The organism is Salinicola sp. V024 (assembly GCF_052645315.1).
The window spans coordinates 69,979-85,373 of the sequence record NZ_JBQXYB010000002.1 but is presented as its reverse complement, the minus strand read 5'-3'; the positions used below and the strand labels follow the sequence as shown (position 1 = coordinate 85,373).

Genomic DNA, 15,395 nt, shown 5'->3' with positions numbered 1-15,395 from the left:
CGCCGGGCTTCTTTCGTCTGTCGCTGTCATCCGCGCCATTGTCGGCTGGCTGTCGTGCGATTATTTGCGCGCTAATTGCGCATTGTGCGAACAGTGTTCCGTTACACTGAGTTCGCCTTTACGCTAGTTCGACTCCACGTTCGTCCGGCTCTAGTTTCATTCGGCCCAGGCTCATTAGATTCAGGCTCATTAGACCCAGGCCCGTTCGATCGGTGTGGGGCCACGTCATAAAGTCAGTACAAGGAACGCTTCTCGACATGTCCTCTTCTCCTTCGTCGTCTCGCGCTCGTCGCCCGCTACGCTGGCTTTGGTTGCTGGCGTTGATCGTCATCGTGGCCGCCGTCGTCTATTACGTGTTTGGCCGCGGCGGCGAGTCCGAAACGGCCGCAGACGCCGCAGGGCCGGCCGGTGGCGCGCCACCGGCGACGGCGATATCCGCCGTCGCGGCCAGCCAGGGCGATCTGCCGATCGAATTGACCGCGCTGGGCACCGTGCGTCCGCTCTCGAGCGTGACGGTGCGGCCGCGTGTCGAAGGCGAACTGCTGTCAGTCAATTTCGAGGAAGGCGAGACGGTCAAGAAAGGTCAGCGGATTGCCCAGGTGGATCCGCGCGACTATCAGGCGCTGCTGGACCAGGCCAAGGGCCAACTGGCTCAGGATCAGGCTCAGCTGGCCTCGGCGAAAGAGGATCTGGCGCGCTATGAAAAGCTGATTGGCTCCAACTATGTCTCGAAGCAGGAGCTGGAACAGCAACGCCAGCTGGTCCGCCAGTACCAGGGTACCGTCTCCAGCGATCGGGCCAGCGTCCAGAGCGCCCAGGTGCAGCTCGACTACACCGACATCGTCGCGCCGATCACCGGTGTGGTGGGGATCCGCAACGTCGATCCCGGCAACATCATCCAGCTCGGCGACGACGATCCGATCGTCACCATTACCCAGCTCGATCCGATTTCGGTGATCTTCTCGCTGCCCAGCCGCTACATCGATACCGTCAGGGGTCGTCTGACCGATGGCGATCGCCCCCAGGTCAGTGTCACCGGCACCAACGGCGAAACCTACTCGGGTCAGCTCAGCAGCATCGACAGCAACATCAACAGTGCCACCGGCACGATTCGCCTGCGCGCTACCTTCGACAATCCGGCCGGGGGGCTTTACCCCAACGCCTATGTCGATGTCAGCCTGGTTTCGCAGATCCTGCGTGACCAGGTCATCGTGCCCGAGCCGGCGGTTCAGACCGGCCAGGACGGCAACTACGTCTACGTGGTCAAGGCTGACAATACTGTCACCCGTCGGGACGTCACGCTGGTGGCGACCCAGAACTCCCAGAGCGCGCTCTCGTCAGGCGTCGAGGCCGGCGAGCGCGTGGTAGTCGACGGTGTCGACAGCCTGCGCGAAGGCGCCAAGGTTCGGGTGGTCAGCGATGCCCTGCCGGGAGAGTCCAGCGACGAGGTCGCCGACCCGGCCGGCGGTGGCGCCGAGAACCAGACCAGCAGGAGCGCTGCGAACCAAGCCAGCGATAACAGTGCGAATCGCGGCAGCGCCTCATGAACCCGTCCCGCCTCTTCATCCTGCGCCCGGTTGCCACCTCGCTGGTGATGCTGGCGATCCTGATCGCGGGCGCGCTGGCGTATCGGCTGCTGACGATCTCGTCGCTGCCGGAGGTGGATTTTCCGACCATTCAGGTCACCACGCTCTATCCCGGCGCCGGGCCGGACGTGATGCTCTCCCACGTCACCTCGCCGCTGGAGGACGAACTCGGCGAGATCTCGGGTCTGGAGGACATGAGCTCGACCAGCACCGGCGGCGCCTCGCTGATCACGCTGCGCTTCTCGCTCGATTCCGACATGGGCGTCGCCGAGCAGGAAGTTCAGGCCGCACTGAGCCAGGCCGAAACGCTGTTACCCGACGATCTGCCTCGCCCGCCCAGCTACAGCAAGGTCAACCCCGCCGACACCCCGATCATGACGCTGGCGGTCAGCTCGGACACGTTGCCCCTGACCCAGGTCTACGATCTGGTCGATACGCGCATGGCGCAGAAGATCGCCCAGATCAGTGGCGTGGGCCAGGTCAAGCTGGCCGGCGGCCATCAGCCGGCCGTGCGCATTTCGGTCGATTCGCGCCAGCTCGCGGCCCACGGGCTCGATCTCGCGGCGGTCCGCAGCGCCGTCGCCGCGGCCAACGTCAATCAGGCCAAGGGCACGCTGTATGGGCCCTACCGTGCCTATAGCATCGATGCCAACGACCAGTTGCTGTCGGCCAGCGGCTATCGCGACCTGATTCTCAAGAACGACAACGGCTCGGTGCTGCGGCTGTCGGACGTCGCCAGCGTCGAGGACGGCGCCGAGAACGCCAATCTGTCGGCGTGGGCCAATCGTCAGGGCGCCATCCTGATCGACGTGCTGCGTCAACCCGGCGCCAACGTCGTAGGCGTTGCCGACACCATCAAGCAGAGCCTGCCGGGGCTGGAGAACACGCTGCCGGCCGGCGTCGACGTCGACGTCCTCACCGACCGCACCACTACCATCCGCGCCGCTGTAGAAGACGTCCAGTTCGAGCTGATCCTCGCCATCGGCCTGGTGGTGATGGTGACGTTCCTGTTCCTGCGCAACATTCCGGCCACGCTGATCCCCAGCCTGGCGGTGCCGCTGTCGCTGGTGGGCACTTTCGGCGCGATGTATCTGGCAGGATTCAGCCTCAACAACCTCACCCTGATGGCGCTGACCATCGCCACCGGCTTCGTCATCGACGATGCCATCGTGGTGCTGGAAAACATCACCCGCTACATCGAGAAAGGCGAGAAGCCACTGGCCGCGGCGCTCAAGGGCTCGCGTCAGATCGCCTTCACCATCCTGTCGCTGACGATCTCGCTGTTGGCGGTGCTGATACCGCTGGTGTTCATGAGCGGCGTGGTCGGCGTGCTGTTCCGCCAGTTCGCGCTGACCCTGGCGATCTCGATCGTGATCTCGGCCTTCGTCTCGCTGACGCTGACACCGATGCTCTGCGCGCGCTGGCTGAAACATCGTCCGGAGGACGCCGGTAGCGGGAATGACGCCGACGACGAGGACGACGAGACCCTGGTCCGCAACCGCCAGGGGCTGTTCGGCCGCGTCACTCGCGGCTACGAACACGCCCTGGACTGGATCCTGGGTCATCAGACACTGACGCTGTTGGTCGCGGTCGCCACCCTGGGGGTCACCGCGCTGCTGTTCCTCGCCACGCCCAAGGGTCTGTTTCCGGTACAGGATACCGGCGTCATTCGCGGCACCACGACGGCCACCCAGTCGACATCGTTCGAGGCAATGTCCGCTCGCCAGCAGCAGCTGGTCGATCGGCTGCTCGAAGACCCCGACGTCGCCAACATCTCCTCGAGCGTGGGCATCGACGGCACCAATACCACGCTCAACGGCGGCCGGCTTTCGATCAATCTCAAACCGCTGGACGATCGTGGCGACCTGAACAGCGTGCTGAAGCGCCTGCGCAACGCCAGCCACGATGTCCCCGGCCTCTCCCTCGCGCTGCAGCCAGTACAGGATCTGACGCTGGAAGACACCATCAGTCGCTATCCCTACCAGTTCTCGCTGACCCAAGGCGACCGCGAAGCGCTGAACGCCGATGCCGACAAACTGCTGGCGGCGCTCGAGCGCTCGCCGGCCATTGCCAATGTCAGCAGCGACGTGCAGAACGAGGGACGCAAGCTCGAGGTCACCATCGACCGTGCCCGCGCCGGGCGCCTCGGGGTCAGCGTCGCCGATATCGACGATGCGCTCTATGACGCCTTCGGCCAGCGCCTGATCTCGACGATCTTTACCCAGGCCAGCCAGTATCGGGTCGTGCTCGCCGCCAATGCGGCTAACGACGACGGCCCGGAAGCGCTGTCGCGGCTCTACGTCAGCAATGACGACGACGAGTTGGTGCCGCTGTCGACGCTGGTCACCCTGGCCGAGCGCACCACGCCGCTGTCGCTGCAGCGTCAGAACCAGTTCCCGTCGGCGTTGATGTCGTTCGCCGTCGCCGATGGCTATTCACTGTCGGATGCCTTCGACGCCGTCGACCAGGCGGCCGCCGGGACGCTCAGCGATCAAACCTCGCTGGATTACCGTGGCTCGGCACTGGCGTATACCAACTCCACCAGCGATACGCTGTGGCTGATTCTCGCCGCCATTGTCACCATGTATATCGTGCTGGGCATTCTCTACGAGAGCTACATTCATCCGTTGACGATCCTGTCGACGCTGCCGTCCGCCGCCATCGGCGCCCTGCTGGCGCTGCAGATCAGCGGCTACTCGCTGGGTCTGGTGGCGATCATCGGCATCATCCTGCTGATCGGCATCGTCAAGAAGAACGCCATCATGATGATCGACTTCGCGCTGGAGGCGCAGCGCGAGCGCGGCATGTCGCCGGAGAAGGCGATTCACACCGCGGCGCTACTGCGCTTCCGGCCGATCATGATGACCACCTGCGCGGCCCTGCTGGGGGCGCTGCCGCTGATGTTCGCCAGCGGTTACGGCGCCGAGCTGCGTCAGCCACTGGGCATAACCATGGTCGGCGGACTGCTGTTCAGCCAGCTGTTGACGCTGTTCACCACGCCGGTGATCTATCTGTTTTTCGATCGCCTGGCGTCACGCTGGAATCGACTGGCTACACGCCGCCGTCGCGATGACGAAGCCGGTCGTGACGACGATCATGACGGCAGCTCGGTCGAGGCCAAGCCGTGAGTCTGTCGTCGCCATTCGTTCGCCGCCCGGTCGCCACGATCCTGCTGGCACTGGCCATCGTGCTGCTGGGGTCGCTCGCCTACGATCGGCTGCCGGTGGCGCCGCTGCCCAATGTGTCGTTCCCGACCATCATGGTGTCGGCGAGCCTCAGCGGGGCCAATCCGGAGACCATGGCGTCAACGGTGGCGACACCGCTGGAGCGCTCGCTGGGGCGAATTCCGGGTATCACCCAGATGACCTCGTCGAGCTCGGACGGCTCCACTCGAGTGATCATCCAGTTCGATCTCGACAAGGACATCAACGTGGCCGCCCAGGAGGTGCAAGCTGCCATCAACGATGCCCAGCCGCTGCTACCCAGCGCCATGACCAGCAGGCCCCACTACCGCAAGCTGAATCCGGCATCGGCGCCGGTGATGATCCTGTCGCTGACCTCCGACTCCATTCCCACCAGCGAGCTCTATCAGCTCGCCGACAGCAAAATCGCCCCGCCGATCGCCCAGGTTCCCGGCGTGGGCGACGTCAACGTCGGCGGCAGCTCGTCGCCGGCGGTGCGCGTTTCGATCGATCCGCGCAAGCTCAACCATGCCGGCATCACTCTCGACGCGGTCGCCGGCGCCCTGCGTGCGGCCACGACGCAGTCGCCCACCGGCTTCGTGCAGACCGTCAAGCATCGTTGGGAAGTCCAGAGCGACTCCCAACTGCTGAAAGCGAGTGACTACAGCCAGATCGTGATCGCCCGCGGCGGCGACGGCTCGCTGATGCGCCTGGGCGACGTAGCCACCATCACTGATGGCGTGGAGGACCGCTACAACGTCGGCTTCCAGAACGAGCTCCCCGCCGTACTGCTGGTCATCAGCAGCGCCAGTGGTGCCAATATCATCGACACCATTGCCGGCGTGCGGGAACGGCTCGACGAGGTCCAGAGTCTGCTGCCGGAGAACGTCAATCTCAGCGTACAGCTCGATCGCGCGCCCGGCATTCAGGCGTCACTGCAGGAGACCCAGCTGACGCTGTTGCTGGCGGTGGTGCTGGTGGTACTGGTGGTGTTCCTGTTCCTGCGCAACGCCCGCGCCACCATCATCCCCAGCGTGGTGATACCGGTCTCGCTGATCGGCACCTTCGCGATGATGTGGGTATTCGATTTCTCGCTCGACACGCTGTCGCTGATGGCGCTGATCGTCTCGATCGGCTTTCTGGTCGATGACGCCATCGTGGTGGTGGAGAACATCGCCCGACATATCGAACAGGGCGTGAAACCGTTCAAGGCGGCGCTGCTAGGCGCCAGGGAGGTCGGTTTCACCGTTACCGCGATGAGCGTATCGCTGGTGGCGGTGTTCATTCCGCTGTTGCTGCTGGGCGGCTTCATCGGGCGTCTGTTCCACGAATTCGCGGTCACGCTGTCGCTGGCGATCGGGGTGTCGCTGCTGGTCTCGCTGACACTGACACCGATGCTCTGCGCGCGCTGGCTCAAGCCGCATCCCAGACGCGAGCGGCAACCCGCCTGGGAGCGCGGTCTGGCCGTCTTCGGCGGCTGGTTCCTGAACGGCTACGCGCGAACCCTGGACATCGCGCTGAAGCACCGCCGCCTGACGCTCTTGTCGCTGGTCGCGGTGATCGTGCTCAACGGCTATCTGTACACCGCGGTCGATAAAGGATTCATTCCGGATCAGGACACCGGCCGTCTGCTCGGCACCCTGCGCGGCGATCAGGCGCTGTCGTTCGAGGCCGTGTCGGAGAAGTTGGATCAGGTTCGCGAGCGGCTGCTGACCGATCCGGCCGTCGACAGCGTACTGGGCTTCATGGGCAGCGGCGGTCCGGGTCGCGGCGGCTCCTCGGCGACGCTGTTCATCACCTTGAAAGCCGACCGCCAGGGCTCGACGCAATCGATTGGCAATCGTCTGACCGCCAGCTTGCAGGGCATGACCGGGGTCAGCACCTTCATGTTCCCTTTGCAGGACATTCGCGTCGGCGGACGCTCCAGCAGCGCCTCGCAATACGAGATCACGCTGAAAAGCGACAACCTCGAACTGCTTGGCGACGGTGCTAGCCAGGTCCAGCAGGCGATGCAGCAGGTCGACGGTATCACCGGCGTCGACAGCGACAGCCGCGGCGACGGCCTGGCCGCCAAGCTGGTTGTGGATCGAGATACCGCCTCCCGCCTTGGCGTCGACATGCGCACCATCGACACCGCACTGGGCAACGCCTTTGCCCAGAGCAAGGTGGTGAGTCTCTTTGACGCCGACGAGCAACGCTATGTGGTGATGGAGGTGGATGCGCCCTACCGTCAGGCGCCGGACGCCATCAGCGATCTCTACGTCAGCGGCAACGACGGCGAGATGATTCCGATCTCGGCGTTCAGCCATGTGGAGCGCAGCACCACACCCGTTACCGTCAACCATCAGGGCCAGTTCGCCGCTTCGACGATCTCGTTCAATCTCGAGGACGGCGTCTCGCTGGGCGATGCCACCGCGCGCATTCGCCAGGCCGTCGACGAGCTCCATCTGCCGACATCGGTACAGGTCGATTTCGAGGGCAGCGCCGGCACCTTCCAGAGCGGCATCGAGGCGATGCCGTGGCTGATCCTGGCGGCGTTGATCACGGTCTACCTGGTGCTGGGGATTCTCTACGAGAGCTATATCCACCCGCTGACGATCCTGTCGACGCTGCCGTCGGCCGGCGTCGGCGCGCTGCTGGCGCTGATGATGCTGGACACACCGTTCACGCTGATCGCACTGATCGGGATCATCCTGCTGATCGGCGTGGTCAAGAAGAACGCCATCATGCTGGTCGACTTCGCGGTGGTGTGTGAGCGCGATCAGGGCATGTCACCGCAGGACGCGATCCGTCACGCCGCACTGGTGCGCTTCCGGCCGATCATGATGACCACCCTGGCGGCCCTGCTCGGCGCCCTGCCGCTGCTGATCGGCACCGACGAAAACGCCGGCCTGCGCGCGCCGCTGGGGATCACCATCATCGGCGGCCTGATCATCAGCCAGATACTGACGCTCTACACCACCCCGGTGGTCTACCTCTACCTCGACAGGCTGCACCGTCGGCTGCGGCCAAGACAGATCGGCTCGGACCGTGCCCGCGAAGCGTGAGCTTCGGGCCCGCAAGCTTTTCTCGTAGCTCGTAGCTCGTAGCTCGTAGCTCGTAGCTCGTAGCTCGTGGCTCGTGGCTCGTGGCTCGTAGCTCGTAGCTCGTTGCCCGTAGCTCGTTGCCCGTAGCTCGTAGCTCGTCGCTCGTCGCTCGTCACTCGTGGCTCACGGCGCTCTAGCCCAAAGGATAACCCCGCCGGCTCTAGTCAGCCGGCGGCCGATCGGCTAGTCTGACAATCAAATTCAAACGCTCGTCTGAATTTCGTTTTCCTCTCGGAGTCCATCATGATCACACTGCTGCTCATCGTCCTGGCCGTCGTCGGCTGTCTGGTCGTCATGCGTCGTGAAGCCGGCGCGCTTGCGGCGATCGCCGTGCTGGCGGTTCTGGGTATCGTCGGGCTGGCGCTGGATGCCGAAGTGATCGGCACCTTGCTGCTGATCGCGGCGATCGGCGTCGCCGTCTGTGGTCTCAAGCCGATTCGACGCCTGTGGTTGTCGCCGCGACTATTCGCCATGTACAAGAAAATCGCCCCGCGGGTCTCCGAAACCGAGCGCGTCGCGCTGGATGCCGGCACCGTGGCCTGGGACGGCGAGCTTTTCAGCGGCCGCCCCGACTGGCAGAAGCTGCTCGCCTTCGACAATCCGGGGCTGAGCGATGAAGAACAGGCGTTCGTCGACCATCAGTGCTCCGTCGCCGCCGGCATGTGCAACGCCTGGGAGATCGCCCGCGAGCGTGCCGACATGCCCGAAGCGCTCTGGACCTACCTGAAGAACGAACGTTTCTTCGGCATGATCATTCCCAAGGCCTACGGCGGCCTCGGCTTTTCCGCCAAGGCGCAGTCCGCCGTGCTGCAGAAACTGGCCTTCAACGAGACACTGATGAGCACCGTGGGCGTGCCCAACTCGCTCGGGCCCGGCGAACTGCTGCTGAAATACGGCACCGAGGCGCAGAAGGACCATTACCTGCCGCGCCTCGCCGACGGCCGCGAGATCCCCTGTTTCGCATTGACCGGCCCGCGCGCTGGCAGCGACGCCACGTCGATTCCGGACGTCGGCATCGTCTGCCGTGGCCTGCACGATGGCGAAGAAGTGCTGGGTCTCAAGCTGACGTTCGACAAGCGCTGGATCACGCTGGCACCGGTCGCGACCGTAGTGGGCCTCGCCTTTCGCATGTTCGACCCGGACAACCTGCTGGAACGTGGCGAAAGCGATATCGGCATCACCTGCGCGCTGATCCCCCGCGAGACGGAGGGACTGCAGATCGGACGTCGCCACCATCCGATCGGCAGCCCGTTCATGAACGGCCCGATTCGTGGCAAGGACGTGTTCATCCCGCTCGACTACCTGATCGGCGGCCTCGACATGGCCGGCCAGGGCTGGCGCATGCTGGTCGAGTGCCTCTCGGTCGGTCGCTGTATCACGCTGCCGTCGGGCGCCGCCGGCATCGGTCGCTACGCGGTGGGCTGGAGCGGCGGCTTCACCCGAATCCGGCGCCAGTTCAATATCGCCGTGGCGGACATGGAAGGCGTCCAGGAGCCGCTGGCGCGCATCGCGGCCAAGGCCTATATCACTCAGGCAGCCGTCATCCAGACCGCCAATACCATCGATCATGGCGTCAAGCCGGCGGTGCCGTCGGCGATCCTCAAGAGCCAGTTGACCGAATTCCAGCGTGACGTGCTGGCCGATGCCATGGACGTCCACGGCGGCCGCACGGTGACGCTCGGGCCGCGCAACTATCTCGGCATCGGCTACAGCGCCAACCCGGTCTCGATCACTGTCGAGGGCGCCAACATCATGACCCGCAATCTGATGATATTCGGTCAGGGCGCGATTCGCTGCCATCCCTACGTCCTCGACGAGCTGGCGGCCAAGGATGCCAATGACTTCGACGCTTTCGATCGGCTGTTCTTCCGCCATATCGGGCTGATCTTCGGCAACGGTGCGCGCGCCTTCACCCAGGCGCTGGGACTGGGCAAGCCGGGCGTGCCGTTCGACGGCATCGCCGCGCCCTACGCGCAGGATGCCGCACGCCTTTCCTCCGCCTTCAGCCTTTGCGCCGATGCCGCCATGGCGAGCCTCGGCTCCAAGCTCAAGCAGCGCGAGATGATCTCGGCCCGTCTCGGCGACGTGCTGTCGAATCTGTATCTGCTGTCGATGGTGCTCAAGCAGTGGCACGAGACGGATCGGGTCGACAACGAAGCGGCGCTGTTCCACTACAGCTGTCGGCTGCTGTTGAATCGCGCCGAGCAGGCGATGGCCGATCTGTTCGACAACCTGCCCAATCGCGCATTGGGCATGACGCTATCGTTCGTCACCCAGCCGGTTGGGCGTCGCTGGCACAAGCCGCAGGACACGCTGACCCGCGAAATCGCCAAGGCGATCTCCACCGACAGCGCGCTGCGCCACAAGTTGACCCGCAATACCTGGGATACCTGGGAAGAAGGTCAGAAGGACAACGCGCTGGCGCGCTACAACGCCCTGCTGGCCAACGCCGAACGTGCCGAGGCGATCTATCGCACCCTCAACAAGGCCAGAGCCAAGAAGACGTTGCCGGAGACCGCGCTGCATCCCGAACAGTGGATCGACGCCGGTCTCGCGGCCGGGGTCCTCAGCGAGGAAGATGCGGCATTCATGCGTGCGCACGAAGCCGAGGTGCTGGACATGCTGACGGTCGACGACTTCGCGTTCGATGCCTTTGTCACCCATCAGACAGTGCGGGAACCGGCGCCAGCCGAGGACGAGACCACCGTCTAACGCCGCTGGTGGAACATCACTCGCAATAAATCGAAGCCCCCGTCCAAACAACGGGGGCTTCGGCTTTTCAGGGGCACGGCTTGAGGAATCTGTGAGTATCCGGAGCGATTCCAGTATCTGGGGCTATTCCAGTACCTTGGTCTATTCCAGTATCTGAAGCTGTACTTCGGCGGCACCGTCATGAACCATGCCGAGCTGCTCCGCCGCCTTCCGGGAGAGATCGATGATGCGCCCATCGACGAACGGGCCGCGATCGTTGATGCGCACCACGGCCGTCTCGCCGGAATCCAGCGCGGTCACCTTTACCTTGGTCCCGAACGGCAATGTCTTGTGGGCGGCCGTCATTGCCCGGCTGTCGTAGGGCTCGCCGCTGGCGGTCGGCCGCCCCTCGAAATAGGCTGCGTAAAAGGTCGCTTCCCCCAGACGCTTCTTGTCAGCCGCGGCATCCGCCTGCACTCGAGCGGCCGCACTGGCCTGCCGATCGGAAGTCGAACCCGATGCTCTGCGCTTGGCGCCGGACTCTTTCTTGCCAACCTCTTTCTTGCCGGGCTCTTTCTTGCCAGCCTTGGCGCCGGGCTTGCCAGCCGTTGCGGCAGGCTGGGGCGGCGCGGTCGCGTCCCAGCCCTGCGGATGATGGGTCGAGGCACAGCCCGCCAGCAGGATGGAGACGATGGCGCCGGCCAACAGGCACTTGGGCGGTTGCGGCCGTCGCAACACCGGCCGCCGGAGCGGCGAGGATCTGTCGTCAGTGAGCTCTGATGTCATCGTAGTTAACCTGGCTCTTTCTATTAGCCATTTCTATTGGCCATTCCTATAAACCCCAAGGCTATAAGCTCGATAGGCTATAGGCTCGATAGGCCATTGCCGATCCGGCATCGGCGCGTCTGATAATGAACCTGGCAAGCAGACGCCGTCGCCGAGATCAGACGAGTCGTTGAACTCGGACTCGTTGTCGAAATCATACAAGTCGTCGAGATCAGACAACGATAATCGACGATCGGCTCACGATAGCGGCCAAATAAGTAAAATCAAGGGAATGGCGGTTGCCATCACGACCACCGATAGCGGCAGCCCCAGCTTCCAGTAGTCGCGAAAATGGTAGCCGCCCGGCCCCATCACCAGCGTATTCGACTGATGCCCGATCGGCGTCAGGAACGCGCAGGAGGCGCTGACCGCCACCGTCATCAGAAACGGATCGAGAGAGACATTCAGACCGCTGGCGAGATTGGCGGCAATCGGCGCCATCAATAGCGCCGCGGCGGCGTTGTTGATCACGTTGGACAGCAGCAGCGTTATCACGAACAGCGCCACCAACGTGATCACCGGCGGCCAGCCATCGCCGAGTGTCATCATGCCGTTGGCAACCATCTGTGCCCCGCCACTGGTCTCCAGTGCCTGGCCGACCGGCAGCATCGCCGCAAGCAGCACGATCACCGGCCCCTCGATGGCGTCGTAGCCCTCGCGCAACGGCAGCACGCCGGAAGCCAGCGTGACCAGCGCCGCCAACGACATCGCGATCGCCGCCGGCAACAGGTCGAACATCATCGCGGCAATGGCTACCGCAAAGATCGCCACCGACAGCAGCAGTTGGCGAGGCTTGCCCAGCGACAGCTTGCGACTGGCCAGCGGCAGGCAGCCCAGCGCCGCGAGGCTGTCGCTGAGGCCGTTCTCGTCACCCTGCAGCAGCAGCACGTCGCCTGGCTGAAAGCGAACCTCGCGAAGACGTTGCTTCAACCGCGCACCGTCACGGGAGACAGCAACCAGATGCAACCCGTGCTGATTGAGCAGGCGAAGGTGCGTCACGGTGCGCCGGATCATCATCGAATCGGTACGCACCACTGCTTCCACCAGTTGCAGGTCCTCTGCATCCAGCTTGGGAACGCGGGCAGCGCTCGCTTCCTCGTCACTCTCCGACACCCCATCCCCGGCCGCTTCGTCATCCCGGGACCGGGCGCCGAGGGTCAAGCCGCCCTTGTCCTCCAGCTGTTTGAGATCTTCTGGTCCCGCTTCGAGCAGCAGAATGTCGCCCGCCTGAAGCGGACCGAAGAAGCGATGCCCCGAATGCTGCTTGTCACCCCGGATGATGCCCAGAATCGGCACCGGCTCATCGCATACCTCACGCAGTTCGCGAAGCGTCCAGCCCACGGCCTTGGCCGACTCACCTACCGTCAATTCGCTGAGATAGGCCGAGGTCTCGAAAAGCTCGGCGGCCGAGGCCTGCCCTTGGCGCTGCGGCGTCAGCTTGCGGCCCACCAGCACCATGAACAGCAGCCCGACGAACGCCACACCGACACCTACCGGGGCAAAATCGAACATCCGGAAGGCGCCCTCACCCTGGCTGGCGCGAAAGGTGCTGATGATGATGTTGGGTGGCGTGCCGATCAGCGTGATCAATCCGCCCAGCAGCGAGCCGAAAGCCAGCGGCATCAGTAGAAAGGAGGGCGAAGTCCCGTGTTCGCGGGCGACCCGGACTGCCACCGGCAGCAGCAGCGCCAGCGCGCCGACATTGTTCATGATCGCCGACATCAGAATCACGGTCGTGGTCAGGACCACTAGCTGCCAGACCGGCTGGCTACCCGCCTTGAGCGCCTTCTCGGCGATCCAGTCGACCACACCGGCGTGCTCGAAACCGCGACTGAGCACGAGGACCGCCGCCACTGTGATCACCGCCGGATGGCCGAAGCCGGAGAAAGCCTCGTCCGCGGGTACCACGCCCAGCAGCACACAGCTCAGCAGCGCTGCCATGGCAACGAGATCATAGCGAAACCGCCCCCAGACGAAAGCGACCAGCGTTATCGCCAGTATCAGGAATACCCAGGTTGCATCCTGCATCGACACGCTCCTTGTGCGAACGAGGACAGATGAGAGCGAATGGCGCCCGTCATGACCGAAAAAGCCGGCAACGCGCTATCGCGATGCCGGCCTGGATATCATACGCCAATGATTCGTTGGAGGGTTACGGGACGAGAATCGTCGACCCCGTCGTCCGGCGGGAGGCCAGGGCTTCCTGGGCCTTGCCGGCTTCATCCAGCTTGAAGCGCTGCGCGATATCGATATTGACCTTGCCGCTCTCGAGCATGTCGAACAGATCGAGACACATCTCCTCGAATCGCTCGCGGGTATCGGCGTAGCCGTTGAGGCTGGGGCGGGTCAGATAGAGCGAGCCCTTCTGATTGAGAATGCCCACGTTGACGCCTTCGACGGCGCCCGACGAATTGCCGAAGCTGACCATCAGGCCACGCGGCGCCAGGCAGTCCAGCGACGTTAGCCAGGTATCCTTGCCCACCGAGTCGTAGACCACCGGAACCATCGCGCCGTCGGTCAGCTCGCGAACGCGCTCGACCACGTTCTCCTCGCGATAGTTGATCGTTGCCCAGGCCCCGTTTTTCTTAGCCAGTTCCGCCTTTTCGGCAGAACCGACCGTGCCGATCAACTTGACGCCGAGGGCCTTGGCCCACTGACAGGCAATCGAGCCGACACCGCCGGCAGCGGCATGGAAGAGGATGATTTCGCCGCCTTCCAGCGGGAACGTCTGGCGCAGCAGATACTGCGTGGTCAAGCCCTTGAGCATGGCGGCAGCCGCGGTCTCGAAGGGGATATCCTCGGGCAGCTCGACCACCTTGCTGGCCGGCAGCACGTGAAATTCCGAATAGGAACCCAGCGGCCCCTGAGCGTAGGCGACGCGATCGCCCTTCTCGAGATGGGTCACGCCTTCACCCACCGCATCGACCACGCCGGCACCTTCGGTACCCAATCCGGACGGCATGGACGGCGCCGGATAGAGCCCGGTTCGAAAATAGATATCGATGAAGTTGAGCCCGATGGCGTGGTTCTTGACTCGGACTTCCCCCGCCTTGGGTGCGGCAGGTTCGAACTCGACGGTCTCGAGAACCTCCGGGCCGCCGGTGCGGGCGAACTGAATGCGCTTGGCCATGACGTTTCCTTAGTAGGCTGATGACTATCGGTCTGCCATCCAAGCGCCATTCCCGAGGCGGGTCAAGTGCGGCGCGGATCAGAGACGGTCCGGACCAGAGATCGTGCGGACCAGAGATCGTGCGGACCAGAGATCGTGCGGACAGAGATCGTATGGATCAGGTACGACGCGAGCCGGATCGCCGTCGGATTCAGCGACCTGCCCGGCAGGGGCTGGTCGAGTCCACGATCAAAGGATGTCCGCGTACCGCTCCAGCGCGGCGACGAAACGTGTCTTGTAATCCTCGAAGGTCTCCGGCTCCTGCTTGAAGGTGCGCACGATACCGTCGGCGTTGAAGTGTACCAGGCTGGGCAGCACGCCGTTGACCGGCGACGGATGCAACGGCCCCAACCCGACTCGCAGACCATCATCGCCATCGATCCAGCGTTCGATACCGCAACCGCGAAAGAACGCTTCACCTGCCTCGTCGGACGCCGTCACCCGCAGCGGCGCCTTCTCCGCCAGCGTCTTGACGAGATGCCGGCTATGCCGGGTGTTGCCCTTGCCTTCAGGCGTCGACAGCATTCCCATCTCCATGGTGCCGCCATCGACGTCGGACGAGATCAGCGTCAGACACAGAATCGTGCCGTCGTCTTCGGTCAGCGCGAAAAGGCGTGCGGCCTCCTGTTCGAACAGCACGCCCTGGGTGCCGGCGAAGGTCACCAGCGGCGCCAGGCCGGCTTGCTGACCGTAGACACTGGCACAGAGCTTGGCGAGACACGCCTCGCGGGTTTCAGGATTTCTGACGTGGACGACTTTCATCATGCTTCTCCCTGGCTGGTAGCCTTTCGGCGCACTGCCGACAGCTTCAGGCCGGTGTAACCGACGGCTCCGGGCCGGCGTAACCGACGGCTTC

Annotated in this window: 8 protein-coding genes; 4 read left to right on the top strand and 4 right to left on the bottom strand. The window is 64.1% G+C overall.

Annotated features, from left to right (window positions below; all coding sequences use genetic code 11):
• Window positions 1-257: 257 nt before the first annotated feature.
• The 4 genes from ACUN9V_RS03905 to ACUN9V_RS03890 all read left to right on the top strand — a co-directional run bounded on the left by ACUN9V_RS03905 (window position 258) and on the right by ACUN9V_RS03890 (window position 10,566).
• The gene (locus ACUN9V_RS03905; RefSeq protein WP_445510415.1) at window positions 258-1,547 is read left to right on the top strand and encodes an efflux RND transporter periplasmic adaptor subunit; all 1,290 of its coding nucleotides are present in this window, start codon (window positions 258-260) and stop codon (window positions 1,545-1,547) included.
• The gene (locus tag ACUN9V_RS03900; RefSeq protein ID WP_445510414.1) at window positions 1,544-4,714 is read left to right on the top strand and encodes a multidrug efflux RND transporter permease subunit; all 3,171 of its coding nucleotides are present in this window, start codon (window positions 1,544-1,546) and stop codon (window positions 4,712-4,714) included. The genes ACUN9V_RS03905 and ACUN9V_RS03900 overlap by 4 nt, the downstream gene beginning before the upstream one ends.
• Entirely contained in the window at window positions 4,711-7,815 is a 3,105-nt protein-coding gene (locus ACUN9V_RS03895) for an efflux RND transporter permease subunit (protein WP_445510413.1), read from the top strand. Before ACUN9V_RS03900 ends, ACUN9V_RS03895 begins: the two co-directional genes overlap by 4 nt.
• A 282-nt stretch (window positions 7,816-8,097) precedes the next feature.
• Entirely contained in the window at window positions 8,098-10,566 is a 2,469-nt protein-coding gene (locus ACUN9V_RS03890) for an acyl-CoA dehydrogenase (protein WP_445510412.1), read from the top strand.
• Between the two features lie 141 nt (window positions 10,567-10,707).
• Here the strand turns inward: ACUN9V_RS03890 and ACUN9V_RS03885 are convergent, their stop codons facing one another.
• The 4 genes from ACUN9V_RS03885 to ACUN9V_RS03870 all read right to left on the bottom strand — a co-directional run bounded on the left by ACUN9V_RS03885 (window position 10,708) and on the right by ACUN9V_RS03870 (window position 15,304).
• A complete protein-coding gene (locus tag ACUN9V_RS03885; protein WP_445510411.1) occupies window positions 10,708-11,331 on the bottom strand; it encodes a septal ring lytic transglycosylase RlpA family protein in 624 nt (207 codons plus the stop codon).
• A gap of 237 nt (window positions 11,332-11,568) precedes the next feature.
• On the bottom strand, window positions 11,569-13,398 hold the full coding sequence (locus tag ACUN9V_RS03880; protein ID WP_445510410.1) for an SLC13 family permease: 1,830 nt from the start codon (window positions 13,396-13,398) through the stop codon (window positions 11,569-11,571).
• A 124-nt stretch (window positions 13,399-13,522) separates the two neighbouring features.
• Entirely contained in the window at window positions 13,523-14,500 is a 978-nt protein-coding gene (locus ACUN9V_RS03875) for an NADPH:quinone reductase (RefSeq protein WP_445510409.1), read from the bottom strand.
• A gap of 228 nt (window positions 14,501-14,728) precedes the next feature.
• A complete protein-coding gene (locus ACUN9V_RS03870) occupies window positions 14,729-15,304 on the bottom strand; it encodes a hypothetical protein (RefSeq protein WP_445510408.1) in 576 nt (191 codons plus the stop codon).
• Window positions 15,305-15,395 lie beyond the last annotated feature (91 nt).

Bases quoted from the DNA above. Each gene is read 5' to 3' on its own strand.
- ACUN9V_RS03870 (WP_445510408.1), bottom strand. From the start codon at position 15,304: ATGATGAAAGTCGTCCACGTCAGAAATCCTGAAACCCGCGAGGCGTGT.
- ACUN9V_RS03900 (WP_445510414.1), top strand. From the start codon at position 1,544: ATGAACCCGTCCCGCCTCTTCATCCTGCGCCCGGTTGCCACCTCGCTG.
- ACUN9V_RS03885 (WP_445510411.1), bottom strand. From the start codon at position 11,331: ATGACATCAGAGCTCACTGACGACAGATCCTCGCCGCTCCGGCGGCCG.
- ACUN9V_RS03880 (WP_445510410.1), bottom strand. From the start codon at position 13,398: ATGCAGGATGCAACCTGGGTATTCCTGATACTGGCGATAACGCTGGTC.
- ACUN9V_RS03905 (WP_445510415.1), top strand. From the start codon at position 258: ATGTCCTCTTCTCCTTCGTCGTCTCGCGCTCGTCGCCCGCTACGCTGG.
- ACUN9V_RS03890 (WP_445510412.1), top strand. From the start codon at position 8,098: ATGATCACACTGCTGCTCATCGTCCTGGCCGTCGTCGGCTGTCTGGTC.
- ACUN9V_RS03875 (WP_445510409.1), bottom strand. From the start codon at position 14,500: ATGGCCAAGCGCATTCAGTTCGCCCGCACCGGCGGCCCGGAGGTTCTC.